Source organism: Turicibacter sanguinis, from assembly GCF_013046825.1.
In the GTDB taxonomy this organism is placed as follows: domain Bacteria; phylum Bacillota_I; class Bacilli_A; order MOL361; family Turicibacteraceae; genus Turicibacter; species Turicibacter sanguinis.
On sequence record NZ_CP053187.1, the window covers coordinates 1,770,005 to 1,787,444 of the forward strand.

The following is a 17,440-nucleotide window of genomic DNA, read 5'->3' on the forward strand; positions in this document are numbered from 1 at the left end:
TGGCTTTAATTAGGAAGTATTGGTATTGTTTGAAAATCTTTGACCAACCCTAAAGAAATATGTCAAAATAGACAAGAAGGTATTAAATGATAGATTTGATGGAAATAGGTTTTGGAGGTACTTTGACATGATAAGATTTGAAAGTGATTATGCGGAAGGGGCGCATCCACGTATTTTAGAAAAATTAATTCTAACAAATGAGGAACAAACACCAGGATATGGGGTCGATATTTATTGTGATCGTGCACGACAATTAATTAAAAATTTATGTCAAAAAGACGATTGTGATGTTCATTTTTTAGTAGGGGGAACACAAACAAATTTAATTGTTATTTCATCTATTTTAAGACCTTATCAAGGCGTTATCTCAGCTATTTCAGGACATATTAATACGCATGAAACAGGGGCAATTGAAGCGACGGGGCATAAGGTATTAGCGGTTGAAAGTGAAGATGGTAAAATTACCGCCGCTCAAGTAAAAGCTGTTTGTGATCAACATCATCAGGATGCTGGCCGTGTTCATAAAGTTCAACCTGGAATGGTTTATATTTCACAACCAACTGAATATGGAACACTTTATTCATTAGAAGAATTAACAAACTTAAGTCGAGTTTGTAAAGAATATCATCTTCCATTATTCGTCGATGGAGCTCGTTTAGGATATGGGATGGTCAGTCAAATAAATGATGTTTGGATGTCAGATTTAGCAAATTTATGTGATGTCTTTTATATTGGTGGAACCAAGATTGGGGCATTATTTGGTGAAGCTGTCGTTATTTCAAATGATGCCTATAAGCAAGGGTTTAGATATAATATTAAGCAAAGAGGTGGACTTTTAGCTAAAGGAAGATTGTTAGGCCTTCAGTTTGAAACGTTATTTGAAGATAATTTATACTTTGAAATGTCGTTACATGCTGTTAAGTTATCGATGCAGCTTCGTCAGGCATTTACTGAAAAAGGATTTGAATTGCTATATGATTCATATACAAATCAGCAATTCCCAATTTTACCAAATGATGTTTTAGAAAAACTATCAAAAAAATATTCATTTACTTATTGGAAGGCAATTGATGAATTGCATTCTGCAGTCCGACTTTGTACAAGCTGGGCGACCAAAGAAGAGTATGTTGAACAATTGGTTGCAGATATTAAAGCGTTGTAAGGTGAAGATAAGCTTATAACAACGTGATATGGCCATAAGGTAGTCAAATCTATAAGATACGCGTTTAAAAAAGCGTTGTCTTATAGATTTTTTTGTAAAATGATTTAAATAAATTGGATAACAATTTACAGTCGATAAAGTCATGATGAATGGTTAGCTAGATACAATCTATTGTGAACAAATGCTTGGTAGTCAACTCACGTAAAAATTGATATAATAATGATATTAAAAGAGAATTTTTTTAAAGGTTGTGATGTTATTGTCAACAATTAAGGAGGTTGCTAAACGAGCAGGGGTATCTGTTGGAACTGTTTCAAAATTTATTAATAATATTGAAGTTAAACCAAAGACTAGAATGGCGATAGAGGCAGCGATTAAGGAATTAAATTATGAGCCTAACATTTATGCTCGTGGATTAAAGATGAATCGTACTAATACAATCGCCTTAATTTTACCAACTGTTTGGCATCCATTTTTCAGTGAATTAGCTTATAATATTGAAAAAAATTTAAGAGCTTTAAATTATAAAATGATTTTATGTAACTCAGAAGGAGATTACAAAATTGAATTAGATTATATTACAATGGCTAAACAGAATCAAGTTGATGGAATCATTGCCATTACGTATAGTGATATTGAGGCTTTTATTTCAAGCAATCTTCCAATGGTCAGCGTCGATCGCTTTTTTAATGAGGAAATTACATATGTCAGCAGTGATAACTTAATGGGGGGGGATTTAGCTGCTCAAAAGTTAATTGAATCCGGATGTCAATCGATTTGTTTTATTGGGGAGGGGTCGAAAAAAGATAATTCAACTCGTAATCGTAAAAAAGGATTTATAAATTATTGTGAAGAACATCGAATCGACTATCAGGTTTGTGAGATGATTGGGGATCATGACAAATTTGATGAAACATTAAAACAGTTTTTAATGGATAATTTAATCCAACAGAAAAAGATTGATGGGATTTTTACAGTAACTGATGCCTATGCTTATTTCATCATTGAAAAATTAAAAGAGTATCATCTTTCAGTGCCTGAAGATGTTCAAATCATCGGATTTGATGGGGCTAAGAGTTCGAAAAAATCAGTGATTGAAATTTCTACGATTCGTCAACCAATTGAGTTAATTGCAAAGCATACCGTTGAATCAATTGATGCTTTAATTAATAAACAAACGATAGAAAAAGAAATTATTTTACCAGTAGAGTTCCATCAAGGCAGTACAACAAAACACTAAAGGGATTATTTTAAGGAATAATCCTTTTTTAATACATAAAATTGATTATTTTTGAAAACGATAAAAAAATGTTGACGTTTTCAAAAAAGTGTTCTATTATAGTACTGTAGAAAATGAAACGTTTCATTTTTGAGGGGTTATCGTTTAATTATTTTTTTAACGCAAAAATGAAACGTTTCATAAATAAGGAGGAGTAAGAATGAGTAACAAAAAGTATCATACTATTGCTCAAAATATCTTATTGCACTTAGGTGGAGAAGAAAATATTATTAGTGCCGCAAGTTGTGCAACACGTTTAAGAGTTGTCGTTAAAGACGATCAAAAAATTAAAGTGGATGAAATTGAAAATATAGATTTGGTTAAGGGGAGTTTTAATAACGGTGGACAATTCCAAATTATTTTAGGAACAGGAATTGTAGATGAAGTTTACCGTGAATTTATGGGGATTGTTAACTTAGAAGAAGTGAGTAAAGCTGAATTAAAAGAAGCAGCAGGGAAAAAAATGAATGTTTTCCAACGCGTTTTAAAATCATTAGCTGATGTCTTTGTTCCAATTTTACCAGCATTAGTTGCAGCCGGATTATTAATGGGATTAAATAATGTGTTAACCGCACAAGGTTTATTTATTGAAGGGAAGTCTATCATCGAAGCTTACCCACAAATTGCTGATTTAGCTGATATGATTAATGTTTTCTCTAATGCAGCCTTTACCTTCTTACCTGTATTAATCGGGTTCTCAGCGACTAAGATTTTTGGTGGAACACCAGTTTTAGGGGCAGTTATTGGAGCCATCATGATCCACCCGGATTTATTAAATGGGTATAGTTATGGACAAGCTCTATTAGATGGAACGGTTCCAGCATGGAGTATTTTTGGATATCAAATTGCAAAAGTAGGTTACCAAGGAACAGTTTTACCCGTTATCGTTTCATCATTCGTATTAGCTAAAATTGAAAGAAAAACACGTAAAGTCGTTCCTCCAATGTTTGATAATATTATTACACCATTAGTGGCTGTCCTTGTAACGGCGGCTTTAACATTCGTTGTGATTGGACCTGCTATGCGTGTTGTAGGAGATGGGTTAACAGAAGCTGTTATGTGGTTATTCTTTAGCTTAGGCCCAGTTGGAGGAGCTATTTATGGGGTTGTTTATCCGTTATTAGTTATCACAGGAATGCATCACTCATTAGTCACAGCCGAGACGCAAATTCTTGCAAACATTGGAACACTTGGTGGGTCACCAACATTTGCTGTTGTTGCAGCATCTAACGTTGCACAAGGGGCAGCAGCTTTAGCTGTTATGATGATCATGAAGAAAAATGCAAAAATGAAGAGTTTAGCTTCAGCTGCTGGGGTTTCGGCTTTACTTGGAATTACAGAGCCAGCAGTATTCGGAGTTAACTTAAAATTAAAATATCCATTTGTTGCAGCCTTAATTGGTTCAGCTGTTGCATCAGCTTATTCAACATTTATGCAAGTTTTATCAGTTTCACCAGGACCTGCAGGATTACCAGGGGTTATTGTGATTCGTCCAGAATCAATGATTCAATATATGATTACATTAGCAATCGGATTTGCTATTACATTTGTCGTAACTTTTGTTTTAGCTAAAATCTGGGGAAATAAAGAGTAAAACTAAATACAACCTAAACTGCTTTAATTTCAATTGAGATTAAAGCAGTTTCTGTTAGGAAGAGAAAAATAAAACGATTACTTTAAAAGGAGAGTTGAAATTATGGAATGGCCACGTGAATTAAGATATAGAAGAATTGAAGAAGTAGCAGAATGTGAAATAACTGACTTAAAAAATAGAGTCGATGCTTGTTCTCATCGTCAAACGTTTCATATTCAACCTACAACAGGATTATTAAATGACCCAAATGGATTTAGTTTTTATAATGGTGAGTATCATTTATTTTATCAATGGTTCCCACTTGGACCTGTTCACGGAGTCAAGTATTGGTATCATACAGCCTCTAAAGATTTAGTGAACTGGGAGAATCGTGGGATTGCCCTGTCTCCAGATTGTGCACTTGATAGTCACGGGGTATTTTCAGGAACAGCGATTGAACATAATGGATTATTATATTTAATGTATACAGGAAATACGCGTGATGAAAATTGGATTCGTCATCCTTATCAATGCTTGGCTGTCATGAATGAAGCAGGAGAAATTAAAAAGTATCCAGAAGCAGTCATTAAAAATGTGCCAAAAGGAATCACTGATAATTTCCGTGATCCAAAAGTATTTAAAATCGAAGATAAATTCTATTGCATTGTTGGGGCAGAAAAAATGACTGACGAAGGAAATAAAGGAACAGTCGTTTATTACGAATCATCTAATTTAGAAGAGTGGACGTATAAAGGTGAAATCAACACAACATTTGAAAATAATAGTGGATTTATGTGGGAATGTCCAGACTATTTCACATTAGAAGGTCAGGGAATTATGCTGATGTCTCCACAAGGAATGGCACCAGAGGGAGATAAATATCAAAATGTCTTCCAATCAGGTTATTTAGTAGGAGAGCCTATTAATTTTGAAACCGGAATTTTTAATCATGGAGAGTTTACTGAACTTGATCGTGGATTTGAATTTTATGCACCTCAAACGATGGAAGATCCAAAAGGAAGACGTATCCTAGTAGGATGGCTTGGTCTACCAGAGCTAGATTGTGTCACAGATGAATCAGGTTGGGCACATTGTTTAACCTTACCACGTGAATTAACGGTAAAGAATAACAAGTTAATTCAAAAACCGATTGAGGAGTTAAAGAAATTACGTCATCATCGCGTAGAAGTGAAAACAACTTTAAATGCTGAATCTAAGAAATTTATGGGATTTGAAGGCATAACTTACGAATTACAATGTCGTTTTACGGACTTAACCCAAGGAAGAGTTGGAGTCAAATTACGCAAAAGTGAACAAGAAGAAACAGTGTTCTATTACGATATAGAAAATAAAAAATTAGTCTTAAATCGTGAAAAATCAGGTAGGATGTGTGGAGAGGAATACGGATCAATTCGTCAATGTCATTTTGAGGCTAATGAGTTAAGATTACAAATTTTTGTCGATCAGTCATCAGTTGAAATTTTTGTGAATGATGGAGAGGAAGTCTTCACAACACGTATCTTTACGAAAGAGGAGAGTCAAGGCATTGAATTCTTTGCTGATAGCTCTGTTGATTTAGAAGCCACTTTATGGGAAATCAAAAAATAAATAACGAAAAAACCATTCAATTACTGAATGGTTTTTTTGTTTTGTTGTGACAGGATAAACTTTTATGTTAAACTTATTTATTAAATAAGAGCTAGCTATTTTAATTCGGTAATGTGATAGAATGTTCATAAATAGCAAGGAGATGATAGTAAATGAGAGCCATTATTTTTGATGTGGATGATACGTTATATGATCAAGTAATTCCGTTTCAAAAAGCATATGATGAATTATTTAAAGGCTGTTATGAGATATCAGTTGAAGAGCTATATAAGAGAAGCCGCCATTTTAGTGATGAGGTTTTTGAAGCGACACAACGTGGTGAGATGTCGATGGAGAAGATGTATATATACCGAGTTCAAAAGGCATTTGAAAGTCTTGAGATTTTGGTAAGTGATGAGGAGGCACTAAAGTTCCAAGATTTGTACGCAACAAATCAAAAGAAGCTTGAGTTATCTAAAACAATGATTCGAATTATGAATCTGTGTCAAGAAAATCAAATTCGTCTAGGTATTATAACGAATGGCCCTTCTAATCATCAGTGGAATAAGGTTGAGGCACTAAGAGTGATGGAGTATATCCCGCGGGAGTTTGTTTTTGTATCGGGTGATATCGGGGTGGCGAAGCCGCATCTTGATTTATTTAATTATGTCAAGGAGAAGATGGATTTGATACCACAAGAGACGCTTTTAGTTGGGGATACGTTCGAGAGTGATATTGTGGGAGCGAATATGGCTGGTTGGCAGACGGTTTGGTTGAATCGTCGTCAAAGGGAGATGCCTGAGGGTGAGGTTGTGCCGAATTTTTGTGTACGTCATGAAGAAGAGTTATATGATGTGATTGTGAAATGGATTGAAGAGAACAAGGAGTGAGGTTGCGTGGATCATATGAATAAATTTACAGGTAAATCAAGTGCTTATACTTTGTCAAGACCGGGTTATGCAAAAGGATTATTTGAGTATTTGGTGTGTGATTTGGAAGTTAATAAACAGACGGTGATAGCCGATATTGGATCAGGGACAGGTAAGTTATCACAGGATCTTTTGAAGGTTGCAGGAATAGTCTATTGTGTTGAACCAAATGATGAGATGCGACAGGTGGCAGAGTCTTTACTTAGTAATCAAGAGGGATTCATTTCAGTGAAAGGAACTGCTGAACAAACTACTCTTATGGATAAAAGTGTTGATTTTATTTTGGTTGGGCAAGCCTTTCATTGGTTTGATGCGAATTCTTTTAAGTTAGAGTGCCAACGAATTTTAAAAGAGACGGGAAAAGTGATTTTAATTTGGAATTCGTGGATTAGAGACAGTGAGGTCATTATGAAATATCATGAGCTTTTCCAGATGTTTTGCCCTAGTTTTAAAGGATTCAGTGGTGGTTTAGAATCACGAAAGATTTGTGAATTTTTTGAAAATCAGTATGAAATTAAAAGGGTAGCCAATCATTTGGTATTTAATAAAGAAAGTTTTATTAATCGTGCACGATCAGCCTCTTATTCTTTAATAGAAGGTGATGAAAAATTTGAAGATTATATGGAAGCCTTAGAGAAATTTTTTGAGAAATATGCAGTTGATGGAATTTTAACGATGCCAAATGAAACGGTTTGGTATGTAGGGGAAGTTTAATAAAGAAGGAGTTAATGAATGATGAAGCATGAATGGCGAAAACACGAGAAAGAATTATATATGCCGAAGGCTAAGCCAACATTGGTCACCATTCCTAAGCAACCATTTATCACGATTAAAGGAAAGGGAAATCCAAATCAAGCGGATTTTAGTGATCGAATTAGAGTGCTTTATTCGATTGCGTACGCTATTAAAATGATGCCGAAAAAAGGATATACACCAGTTGGCTACATGGAATATACGGTATATCCATTAGAAGGAGTTTGGGATTTAACGGAGGAAGGTAGACAATCACAGGTACTTAATAAAGATGAATTGTTGTATACGATTATGATTCGCCAACCGGAGTTTGTGACAACGGAAGTTTTTGAAAAAGCATTGAATGAAGTGAAAAAGAAGAAGCCTCATCCACTGCTAGATGAGGTGGTATTTGAAGAGATAGAAGATGGATTATCGGTACAAATGCTACATGTTGGTCCATATGATGATGAACTGATCACCTTTGAAAAGATGAAGACATTTATTAATGAACAAAATCTAACTATTGTATCGTTAAAGCATCGAGAAATTTATTTATCCGATTTTAGAAAAGTAACACCAGATAAATTGAAAACAGTTTTAAGATATCGAGTTGAATAAAAGAGTGGAATTATTCCCATAACAAACTTATTTAAGGTGGTGATAATGGTGAATAATTCTTCTGCTGAGCGTGTTCAAAAACAGATGGTTTTGATAATGGCCGGCTGTTTTTTATGGATAACGTATTTTATTTTTCAAGATTTCTTCAAAGGAATTTATCATTATTTTGCTGTGATACCAAGTTGGTGGTTACTTGTGATTGGCCCCCTATTTGGAGTGGCTGTTTTATGGTCTATTCATCGAGATGAGTTAGCGATTAAGGAGGCTGAGGCACATTGGGTAGATAGTCAGCGGCGTTTTGCTGAAATCGAGCTTCAATTTAGATTAATTAAGTCTAATTTTTTTAAGATGTCTGCTGTCCAATTTGTGTATTATTGCGCGGATTTGTTAAGAGCACTTGGATATCAACGGGTAGAGTTAGTGAGTGAGGAGAATGTTTTGCAAGTAATCGATCCTTCAGGGCGGAGTATGTTAGTTTATTGTTTACATGGAAGTGAAGGAATTGAATATGATGAAACGGCGATTCAAACATTAAAGGAGAAGATGGCACGTTCTCACCTAGAGACGGGACTTTTTATGACTTGTGCGAATTTGACAGAGGTGGCCACTGAGATTGCGACACAACATAACATTAAATGCTATAATGGGACAGCGATTAGCAAGCTTGTCTGGCTAGTCATTGAAGAATCAAAAGAAAAGGCACAGTCGATATGATTGTGCCTTTTAGCCTTTAAATTGATGTTGATCTCGATATTTTTTTGGCGTCAGTCCGACGAATTGTTTAAAGACTTTTGTAAAATGACTTTGGTCATTGAAGTGCAACAGGACACTGATATCGAGTAAGGAGTGTTTAGAAACCATGAGTAGTCGCTTTGCTTCTTCTACTTTTTCCCGTAAAATAAATTCACCGATTGTCTCATTCATTTCCTTTTTAAATAAACGAGCTAAGTAACTTTTATTGAAGTGTAGTTCAGTCGCTACTTTTTCAAGTGAAACATTGTCATATAAATTTTTATGAATGAAAAAGATGGCATCAAGTACTGGTCGTGAGAAGGTTAAAGTATTAATTTGTTGAACACGCATCGTAAAATCGAGTAAGCTGGTTAGTTGAAGTTTTGCAAGTTCTTGCATATCAGAGGTGTTTTCAATTTTATCTAAATAAAAGACAGTCAGTTTATGAGCGACATCTGGGATTAAACCTGCTCTAATGGAAGCACGAGCACCTAAAATAATGAGAGTCATATAAAGAACTTTAGAAGAATGAAGGGGATCTTCTAGTAATTGGTTTAATAAAGGTTGTTGTCTACTTAGTTTTTCAACGGCGTTAATAAGTTGTTCAGGATCTCCATATTCAATGGCATTGATAATATGAGTTTCATAAGCTAGGGGAAAGAACGTTATGTTATCTTCCGCGATTTGTCGTAGTGTTGTAAAATCAGATTTTAATTTTTCTTCAATCGAATCAACGAGTGGTTGTTTGAAAAAATTATCTTTTAAGACTTCATTGAAATCAATGTGTTTTCGATAAAGTAAATAGTATAGCAGGCAACCTTGATGAATGACTTGTGTAAAAGAAGTCAGATGATAATTGAGAGGACCTATTAAGAAAGTCCCAATCAGAAGTTCTTCTTCATAATACGTTAAGCAAAGAAAGTGTCCATCGTTTTTCAGTGTTTTAAGTTTAGGAAGAGGTGCTCCTTCTTCAAAGTAAGGATCAGCAAATGAATCTGTTAAATGTAGCAGTAATGAACCTTCTGATTTCAGGATAATGTTTAATGAAGGATCGATAAAATAAATGGGAGCGTTTAAGCTTCCGGATAAAAGATTGATAAGGTTTTGAATATGTTTGTTGTTCATGATGATTACCTCTTAAGGTCAATATTTTTACAAAAAAATCAATATAATACAAAAATATAATATTGATTCATGATAATATGATTCAGGCTCAAAATCAAGGAATTTAAGTCAGTTTTTAGATGTATAGGAGGAGAGACATCATGATACGAGATAATATATTAGAAACTGAAAAGATTTCAAAGCTTTTTATTAAGTTTTCGATTCCAGCGATTCTTTCGTTAACAATTGCGGGGATTCAAACAATGGTCGATGGAGTTTTCCTTGGAAACTTTGTTGGAACAAATGCAATGGCAAGTGTGAATATTGCCGCTCCATTTATGCAACTTATGATTGGAATGAATTTAATTATTGGAGTTGGAGGAGCAAGTTATATTGGACGAAGTCTTGGCGAGGGGGAAGTGAAACGTGCCCAAGATATTTTTAAGTCCGCGTGCTTATTTATGCTAGGATTATCATTGGTCATTGCAGTTTTTGGGTTTACATGTAGTCAACAAATCGCGACGTTTTTAGGAGCGAATGATGTGCTATTAGCAGATTCGGCAATGTATATTAAGATACTAGCTTTATTTGCACCATCTATTGGACTATCATTTATTTTAGGAATTTTTGTCCGTTGTATTGGAATGCCAAATGTGTATTTAGTTAGCTCGATTGTCAGTCTGATTGCCAATATTATCTTTAACTATGTTTTAATCAAAGTTTTAAATTTAGGAATCATTGGTGCTCCGATTGCAACGGGACTATCATTTACGGCATCCTTCTTGATTGTAGCTATTCCATTCTTCAAGAAATCATCAATTTTAAATTTTACAAAAGGAAAATTTAATGCGAAATTAACGGGGGCCCTTTTATATAATGGTTCGTCGGAGGGGGTCTCATCGTTGGCAACAGCTATTTCGACATTTGTTTTTAATACAGCTTTTATGCGTATTGCAGGGGAAGCGGGGGTATCTGCTTTTACAGCCATCGGGTACCTATCTTTATTCGCTTCTTTGATTGTGTGCGGTATTTCTGCTGGAATTGGACCGGTTATTTCTTATAATTATGGGGCAGGATTACAAGAGCGTGTCCGTCAACTGTTAAAATTATGTTGTCAGGTTGCCTTAGTAATGGGAAGTTTATTATTTATTTTAATTTTCTTTTTTGGAAAATATATGGTGTTATTATTTGTAAAGGATAATCAGATTGTATTAGAGTTAGCGACTCATGGAGCTAAAATTTATGCCTTTACATTCTTCTTAAATGGAATTAATATTTTATTCTCAGGATATTTTACCTCAATTGGAGATGCCCTATCTTCAATTATTGTGGCAATCTGTCGTGGAATGATTTTTATTTTAACGGGAATTATGATTTTCCCAAGGTTCTTTGGAATTAGTGGAATTTGGATGACGGTTCCATGTGCTGAATTATTAACTATTTTAGTGGTTATTTTCTTAATGAAAAAATCAAAAGCAAAACATGAAGCAGTGGCCAAGCAAGAATTAATATTAGAATAAAAAAAGAGCCTTCGAGGCTCTTTTTTTATTTTGTTTCACGATATTGTTTAGGACTTTTACCATAAATTTTTCGAAAGACTTTTGAGAAAGCAAAGGGATCAGGATAACCAACAGATTTAGCAATCTCATTAATGGGTTGATTGCTGTTCATTAATTGATGACTTGCCTTTTCCATTCTAAAGTTCATTAAAAATTCTTGAGGTGAAATATTGAGTTTTTGTTTGAAGATAGAGGTTAAATAACTACGGTTTACACCAATGTAGCTGGCAATATCATTAATTTTAATGGGTTTCATGTAATAGTTATTAATAAATTCAATGGATTGCTCTAGGTATCCTTCAGCCGCTACTTTACTTCGGTGTTTTAAATCAATATTAGCGTTATTAGAAGCGAGTTTAGATAAGAAAAGATAGAGAAGGGATTGAATTTCAAGTTCATTAGAGGGGGTATCTGCATTTAATTCAAACATTTTCTTCACACAGTTATATAAGCTAGCAGAATCTTGACATTCAAAGATGAGATTTTCTTTATTAAGATTAGCGTAATTTAAGTAGTGTGCTGCTTTTACCCCGTTAAAACCAATCCAGATGTAAGTCCAAGGATTTTGTTCATCAGCTTGATAAGAATGTTGCGTTTCAGGTGTAATTAAGAAACCTTGATTCTTTTTTAAATGATAGGTTTTGTCATTTACTTTATAGGTTCCCTCTCCATCTAAAATATAGTGAATCAAATATTGCGAACGTACCTTATCGTAAGAATGTCTAGGGGGACAAGCTTCAATCCCACAGAAACATAAAAACAAATCAAATGATTGTTTATTTAATGGTTCAAAATAAGTGACAGTCTCGTCTTGAAAATAGTTACACTCTCCCATATAATACTCTCCCTCCAATAAAGCTAAAGATAACCCCCTTACATTTTCGGATTAACTCAGACTTGTAATTTTTATTTTACTATAAAAAAAACGCTTATAAAAGTTTGTTTCTCACATTTTAACATAAAGGGCTTACATTTTACCATGTTTTAACCTGTTAAAGTGTAATATTATAATTATGTAAACCTTTACAACGAGTTTTAAGCGATAAAGAACATAGAAGAGTTTACTAAATATTTCAAGAATAAGTTCAAGTACTAAGAAGGAAAAATCCTTTTAAAAATTAATCCATGGGGGGAAAATGGCATGAAAAAACATTTAAAAAGATTATTTGGGGCGACAATGGCAACTGCTCTTTTAGGAACAACATTAGTAGGGTGTGGAAATGAGACAGCATCAGGTTCTGATACAACGAAAGGAAACTCAAAAGGAACGACAATTACTTATTCCATTTGGGATAAAGGTCAAGAGCCAGGCATGCAGGCCATTGCGGATGCATTTGAAGAAAAAAATCCAGGAATTACAGTTAATGTAGAGGTAACTCCTTGGGATCAATATTGGACAAAACTTGAAGCTGCGGCTACTGGGGGAACGTTACCAGATGTATTCTGGATGCACTCAAGCCAACATATCCGTTATGCAAATAGTGGAATGTTAATGGATTTAAATGAAGTGATTGAAAATAGTGAAGTACTCGATATGAACAATTTTGCTCAAGGTGTTGTTGATTTATACAATGTGGATGGAGCGCAAATTGCCATTCCAAAAGATGTTTCAACAATCGGTCTGTGGTACAACAAAACATTATTTGATGAAGCGGGTGTTGAATATCCAAATGAAAATTGGACATGGGATGATTTATTGAGTGCTGCTCACGACCTAACTGATTCTGAAAAAGGGGTTTATGGATTAAATGCTCCTTTAAACACAGAAGAAAATTTATTTAACTATGTTTATCAAAATGGGGGAGATATCCTTATCAACGATAAAACAGAATCAGGGTATTCATTACCAGAAACACAAGAAGCTTTAGAGTGGTATGCAAATTTAAGTTTAGTAGAAAAAGTGTCACCTTCTCAAACACAATTTGCTGAAAATGGAAATTCAACCTTATTTACATCAGGAAAAGTTGCAATGGGAATGTTCGGTTCTTGGATGTATAACGAATTTATTACAAATGAATATACGGCAAAAAATTGTGCAGTAGCAGCATTACCACAAGGAAAAGCAGGAAATGCAACCATTTATAATGGATTAGGAAATTCAGTAGCAGCTAATACGAAAAATAAAGAAGCAGCAATTAAATTCATTGAATTCTTAGGATCAGAAGAAGCAAACATCATTCAAGGTGAGTACGCATCAGCTATTCCGGCTTACGGTGCAGCGCAACAGGCTTGGGTTGAAGCAACAACTAAAAATAATTTTGATACACAATGCTTAGTTGATATGTTAGAGTACGGACACATTAAACCTTACACTAAAAACACAGCAAAATGGGAAACAGTAGAAATGGAAATCTTACGTAAAGTATGGGCTGGTGAGTTATCAGTAACAGATGCTTGTCATCAATTAGTGACGCAAATTAATGCTATTTTAGCAGCAGAATAAAAATAAACAAAGGGTAACTGTTCAATTGAACGGTTACCCCTAAAAAAAGCGGAGGGGAAAATATGGCGATTGCATTAAATAAAAGAAAAGTAAAAAGTACCGCTAAACTAAAAAATGCGAAGCATAATGAGTGGATGTGGGGATATATTTTAGTAGCGCCAACAGTCATTGGATTATTAATTTTAAATATTATCCCACTAATTCAGACATTTATTTTAAGTTTTCAAAAAACAGGTGATTTTGGATCTTCTCAATGGGCTGGTTTTGAAAATTATAAACGTTTATTTTCAGATCCAGCCGTTTGGCAAGCCACAGGGAACACATTAAAATACGTCCTCATGGTGATTCCATTTATTATCATCTTTTCATTATTAGTTGCTGTCTTATTAAATCAAAAAATTAAAGGGAAAAGCATTTATCGCGTTATTTATTTTTTGCCAATGGTTGCGGCACCAGCTGCTGTTGCGATGGTTTGGAAATGGTTATTTAACTCAGAATTCGGTTTAATTAATTATTTATTAAGCCTCATTGGAATACAGGGACCTCAATGGGTAAGTGATCCTAATTTCGCTTTAATTGCCATTGCCATCGTTGGAATTTGGAGTGCTGTTGGTTACAATATGATTTTATTATTAGCAGGTCTTCAAGAAATTCCAAAAGATTATTACGAAGCCGCTAGTATTGATGGAGCAGGATCAATTCGCCAATTCTTCAGTGTCACATTACCATTAGTTTCACCAAGCTTATACTTTGTAATGGTCACAAGTATCATCTCAGCGTTCCAAGTATTCGATGTTATCTTCATGATGATTGATAAAACAAGTATGGCAATTGAAAGTACACAATCACTTGTTTACTTATTCTATCAACATTCATTCACCGTTAATGATAAAGGTTATGGATCAGCGATTATCATGTTATTATTAGCCATTATTATGGTCATTACATTTATTCAATCAAAAATTGAGAAAAAATGGGTACATTACTAAGGGAGTAGAGGTGAGAAAAATGAAAAAAATTAAAAAAGGGAATCTATTAATTCACATCATCTTAATCTTAGGTGCTGTCGTCATGATTTTACCTTTCGTATGGATGGTCTTAACATCTTTAAAAACATTAGGAGAATCAACTCAGATCCCTCCAAAAATTTTCCCAGACAAAATGCAATTTAGTAACTATACAGAAGTACTTCGTTTATTACCATTTGGAAAGTTCTATCTTAATACGATTTTAATGATAATCTTCCGCGTTATCGGATCAGTATTATTTAGTGCCATGGCTGCTTATGCTTTTGCAAGATTAAATTTTCCAGGAAAGAAATTTTTCTTTAGCTTAGTTTTAATTCAAATGATGGTACCAGGACAATTATTTATCATCCCACAGTTTAACTTAGTTCAAAACTTAGGGTTATTAAACACCGTCACTGCCTTAGTGATTCCAGGGGTAGTAAGTGCTTTTGGAACATTCTTATTGCGTCAGTTTTTTATGGGAATTCCAGCCGAACTTGAAGAAGCAGCAAAACTTGATGGATGTAGTATTGGACGTACTTTCTTTACCATCATGCTCCCGCTTGCTAACTCTGGACTCGTTGCACTTGGAATTTTCACAGCATTATTTGCTTTCAAAGACTTAATGTGGCCGTTAATTGTTAACATGTCAATTGATAAAATGACGCTATCTGCTGGATTAGCCTCATTACAAGGACAGTTCTCAACAAACTTCCCGCAATTAATGGCGGGGTCATTACTTGCCATTTGGCCAATGTTATTAATCTTTATCGTTTTCCAACGTAAATTTATTGAAGGAATTGCAACAACTGGAGGAAAATAATTAAATTTCATTCTTTATACCTGCCTATTTTAAAATATAGAGGACTGATTGCTGCCTACCCATATCAGTCCTTTTTTCTGTTATAATTTAATAAAAGGGTAGAAACATGAAGATCGAAAAACAAATGTATGAAATAGTAATAAAATTTATTGAGAAAAGATATCTAACTGGCTTAAGAGAGACAGTTGTCATAAAACTCGGTACTGTATCATATAACAATGGTATATTAGAATTTCGTATTACCTAGTGATTGAGGAACTCTCTCTACGAGAGGTTGGGGCCCAAAAAGTTATTCATCAATACAATGTTAAAAGGGACGCTAAATTGTTAGCGTCCCTTTAGATTATTTATATTCTGGTAACCATCCTTCGTGGGCTTTGATTAAATCATCGACTAAGGCGTAGATGTCATCAATTGAAAGCTCAGATGAAGTATGAGGATCAAGCATGGCTGCATGGTAAATATGTTCTTTTTTTAGTGTTAAAGCTGCTTTAACGGTTAACTGATGGACGTTAATATTGGTACGATTTAAAGCGGCAAGTTGTGGAGGCAAATCTCCTACAAAGCAAGGTGTGACACCACTTGCATCAACTAAACATGGGACTTCAACCACGCAGTCATTAGGAAGGTTAGTAATTAAGCCAGTATTTAAAACGTTAGCGCCAATTTTATAAGGCTTGTTTGTAATCATGGCTTCCATGATATAGGAAGCATATTCGTGGGTACGGGTATGAGATAAGCTATGATCATGAACAATCTCTTCGCGGAGTTTATTCCAGTTTTTGATTTGTTCTATACAACGACGAGGATATTCATCTAGTGGAATATTAAAACGCTCAATCAACTCAGGGTATTTCTCTTTAATGAAGTAAGGCATATATTCTGAGTTATGCTCACTTGATTCCGTTACATAGTAGCCAAATCGTTTCATGATTTCAAAACGAACCATATCATAGTGTTTTCCTTCAAAAGCAATTGCTTTCTCTTTGATTTTTGGATATAAATCTTGACCATTCGATTCAACTTCTAATAACCATGCCATGTGGTTAATCCCTGCAATTTTATACGAAACATTGTCGTATTCCATCCCTAAATGACGTAAAAGATCTGGTGCACACACTTGAACGCTATGGCAAAGCCCGATTGTTTTAATTTTAGTCGCCTTTAAAACGGCCAACGTTAAAATACTCATTGGATTCGTGTAGTTTAGTAGCCAGGCATCTGGACAAACTTCTTCCATGATTTTGCAGTAGTCAAGTAGAACGGGAATCGTACGCAGTCCTCTAAAGATACCGCCAATTCCTAACGTATCGGCAATCGTTTGACGAAGACCATACTTTTTAGGAATCTCGAAATCTGTAACCGTACAAGGCTCATATCCTCCGACTTGGATGGCATTCACAACAAATGTTGCATCAGTCAAAGCTTCGCGAGCATCCGTATAAGAAACAATTGTTGCACGGCTTTCATTGCAGTTTTTATTAATATTTTCAAGCATTTGATATGATTCGTCTAATCGTTTTAAGTCAATATCGTATAAAGCAATATGAGCATCTTGAAGACTTGGGGTTAACATACAATCCCCTAGTACATTTTTAGCAAAGACTGTACTTCCGGCTCCAATAAAGGTAATTTTAATCATTTATAAATCCCCCTAATAGTAAGTTGTTTTTACCTCTCCATTATAATTATTGTGAAATCGTTTTAATAGGTCTAGATGTCGGATGCATATGGAAAAATGATGGTTGTTATAAAAAATAACTAAAATTTTACTAAAACGAAGTTGTTTATTCAGGTTAACTATAATATAATAACTTTGGAAGCGTTATCTTTAAAAACGATTAGAAGACGTCTTAGGTTATGAGGAAAAAAGCAATAGAAGTGTATAA

Annotated in this window: 15 protein-coding genes; 12 read left to right on the top strand and 3 right to left on the bottom strand. The window is 34.4% G+C overall.

Annotated elements, in window-relative coordinates; translation table 11 throughout:
• Positions 1-127 precede the first annotated feature (127 nt).
• From HLK68_RS08595 to HLK68_RS08630, 8 genes are all read left to right on the top strand, one after another.
• Positions 128-1,162 carry a threonine aldolase family protein gene (locus HLK68_RS08595; RefSeq protein ID WP_006784387.1) on the top strand — a complete coding sequence of 345 codons (1,035 nt, stop codon included), beginning with the start codon at positions 128-130 and terminating at the stop codon, positions 1,160-1,162.
• A gap of 253 nt (positions 1,163-1,415) precedes the next feature.
• Positions 1,416-2,402: a LacI family DNA-binding transcriptional regulator gene (locus HLK68_RS08600; RefSeq protein WP_009606979.1), complete on the top strand. Its 987-nt coding sequence runs from the start codon at positions 1,416-1,418 to the stop codon at positions 2,400-2,402.
• Between the two features lie 199 nt (positions 2,403-2,601).
• The gene (locus tag HLK68_RS08605) at positions 2,602-4,035 is read left to right on the top strand and encodes a sucrose-specific PTS transporter subunit IIBC (RefSeq protein ID WP_006784385.1); all 1,434 of its coding nucleotides are present in this window, start codon (positions 2,602-2,604) and stop codon (positions 4,033-4,035) included.
• Between the two features lie 102 nt (positions 4,036-4,137).
• Positions 4,138-5,622, top strand: a complete 1,485-nt coding sequence (locus HLK68_RS08610) for a glycoside hydrolase family 32 protein (protein WP_009606994.1) — start codon at positions 4,138-4,140, stop codon at positions 5,620-5,622.
• A gap of 152 nt (positions 5,623-5,774) precedes the next feature.
• Complete coding sequence (locus HLK68_RS08615) at positions 5,775-6,491, top strand: HAD family hydrolase (protein WP_006784383.1); 717 nt, start codon at positions 5,775-5,777, stop codon at positions 6,489-6,491.
• Positions 6,492-6,506: 15 nt separating this feature from the next.
• Positions 6,507-7,244: a class I SAM-dependent methyltransferase gene (locus HLK68_RS08620; protein WP_155222896.1), complete on the top strand. Its 738-nt coding sequence runs from the start codon at positions 6,507-6,509 to the stop codon at positions 7,242-7,244.
• A 21-nt stretch (positions 7,245-7,265) separates the two neighbouring features.
• On the top strand, positions 7,266-7,883 hold the full coding sequence (locus HLK68_RS08625; RefSeq protein WP_039930896.1) for a GyrI-like domain-containing protein: 618 nt from the start codon (positions 7,266-7,268) through the stop codon (positions 7,881-7,883).
• A 45-nt stretch (positions 7,884-7,928) separates the two neighbouring features.
• Complete coding sequence (locus HLK68_RS08630; protein WP_055165483.1) at positions 7,929-8,597, top strand: restriction endonuclease; 669 nt, start codon at positions 7,929-7,931, stop codon at positions 8,595-8,597.
• Positions 8,598-8,606: 9 nt separating this feature from the next.
• Here HLK68_RS08630 and HLK68_RS08635 read toward each other — a convergent pair whose 3' ends face one another.
• Entirely contained in the window at positions 8,607-9,740 is a 1,134-nt protein-coding gene (locus HLK68_RS08635) for a helix-turn-helix domain-containing protein (protein WP_009607007.1), read from the bottom strand.
• A 140-nt stretch (positions 9,741-9,880) separates the two neighbouring features.
• On the opposite strand from HLK68_RS08635, the gene HLK68_RS08640 reads away from it, so the two are divergent.
• On the top strand, positions 9,881-11,239 hold the full coding sequence (locus tag HLK68_RS08640) for an MATE family efflux transporter (protein WP_132942758.1): 1,359 nt from the start codon (positions 9,881-9,883) through the stop codon (positions 11,237-11,239).
• A gap of 25 nt (positions 11,240-11,264) precedes the next feature.
• Here HLK68_RS08640 and HLK68_RS08645 read toward each other — a convergent pair whose 3' ends face one another.
• On the bottom strand, positions 11,265-12,113 hold the full coding sequence (locus tag HLK68_RS08645) for an AraC family transcriptional regulator (protein ID WP_009607011.1): 849 nt from the start codon (positions 12,111-12,113) through the stop codon (positions 11,265-11,267).
• 306 nt (positions 12,114-12,419) lie between these two features.
• Between HLK68_RS08645 and HLK68_RS08650 the strand changes: the two genes are divergently transcribed.
• From HLK68_RS08650 to HLK68_RS08660, 3 genes are all read left to right on the top strand, one after another.
• Positions 12,420-13,721, top strand: a complete 1,302-nt coding sequence (locus HLK68_RS08650) for an ABC transporter substrate-binding protein (RefSeq protein ID WP_009607002.1) — start codon at positions 12,420-12,422, stop codon at positions 13,719-13,721.
• A 62-nt stretch (positions 13,722-13,783) separates the two neighbouring features.
• Positions 13,784-14,710: a carbohydrate ABC transporter permease gene (locus tag HLK68_RS08655; RefSeq protein ID WP_009607008.1), complete on the top strand. Its 927-nt coding sequence runs from the start codon at positions 13,784-13,786 to the stop codon at positions 14,708-14,710.
• Positions 14,711-14,729: 19 nt separating this feature from the next.
• A complete protein-coding gene (locus HLK68_RS08660; RefSeq protein ID WP_006784373.1) occupies positions 14,730-15,551 on the top strand; it encodes a carbohydrate ABC transporter permease in 822 nt (273 codons plus the stop codon).
• A 343-nt stretch (positions 15,552-15,894) separates the two neighbouring features.
• Here HLK68_RS08660 and melA read toward each other — a convergent pair whose 3' ends face one another.
• Complete coding sequence (melA, locus tag HLK68_RS08665) at positions 15,895-17,193, bottom strand: alpha-glucosidase/alpha-galactosidase (protein WP_006784372.1); 1,299 nt, start codon at positions 17,191-17,193, stop codon at positions 15,895-15,897.
• Positions 17,194-17,440 lie beyond the last annotated feature (247 nt).

Excerpts from the sequence above, each read along its gene's own strand:
- HLK68_RS08595 (WP_006784387.1), top strand. The coding sequence starts at position 128 with ATGATAAGATTTGAAAGTGATTATGCGGAAGGGGCGCATCCACGTATT.
- HLK68_RS08600 (WP_009606979.1), top strand. The coding sequence starts at position 1,416 with ATGTTATTGTCAACAATTAAGGAGGTTGCTAAACGAGCAGGGGTATCT.
- HLK68_RS08605 (WP_006784385.1), top strand. The coding sequence starts at position 2,602 with ATGAGTAACAAAAAGTATCATACTATTGCTCAAAATATCTTATTGCAC.
- HLK68_RS08610 (WP_009606994.1), top strand. The coding sequence starts at position 4,138 with ATGGAATGGCCACGTGAATTAAGATATAGAAGAATTGAAGAAGTAGCA.
- HLK68_RS08615 (WP_006784383.1), top strand. The coding sequence starts at position 5,775 with ATGAGAGCCATTATTTTTGATGTGGATGATACGTTATATGATCAAGTA.
- HLK68_RS08620 (WP_155222896.1), top strand. The coding sequence starts at position 6,507 with ATGAATAAATTTACAGGTAAATCAAGTGCTTATACTTTGTCAAGACCG.
- HLK68_RS08625 (WP_039930896.1), top strand. The coding sequence starts at position 7,266 with ATGAAGCATGAATGGCGAAAACACGAGAAAGAATTATATATGCCGAAG.
- HLK68_RS08630 (WP_055165483.1), top strand. The coding sequence starts at position 7,929 with ATGGTGAATAATTCTTCTGCTGAGCGTGTTCAAAAACAGATGGTTTTG.
- HLK68_RS08635 (WP_009607007.1), bottom strand. The coding sequence starts at position 9,740 with ATGAACAACAAACATATTCAAAACCTTATCAATCTTTTATCCGGAAGC.
- HLK68_RS08640 (WP_132942758.1), top strand. The coding sequence starts at position 9,881 with ATGATACGAGATAATATATTAGAAACTGAAAAGATTTCAAAGCTTTTT.
- HLK68_RS08645 (WP_009607011.1), bottom strand. The coding sequence starts at position 12,113 with ATGGGAGAGTGTAACTATTTTCAAGACGAGACTGTCACTTATTTTGAA.
- HLK68_RS08650 (WP_009607002.1), top strand. The coding sequence starts at position 12,420 with ATGAAAAAACATTTAAAAAGATTATTTGGGGCGACAATGGCAACTGCT.
- HLK68_RS08655 (WP_009607008.1), top strand. The coding sequence starts at position 13,784 with ATGGCGATTGCATTAAATAAAAGAAAAGTAAAAAGTACCGCTAAACTA.
- HLK68_RS08660 (WP_006784373.1), top strand. The coding sequence starts at position 14,730 with ATGAAAAAAATTAAAAAAGGGAATCTATTAATTCACATCATCTTAATC.
- melA (WP_006784372.1), bottom strand. The coding sequence starts at position 17,193 with ATGATTAAAATTACCTTTATTGGAGCCGGAAGTACAGTCTTTGCTAAA.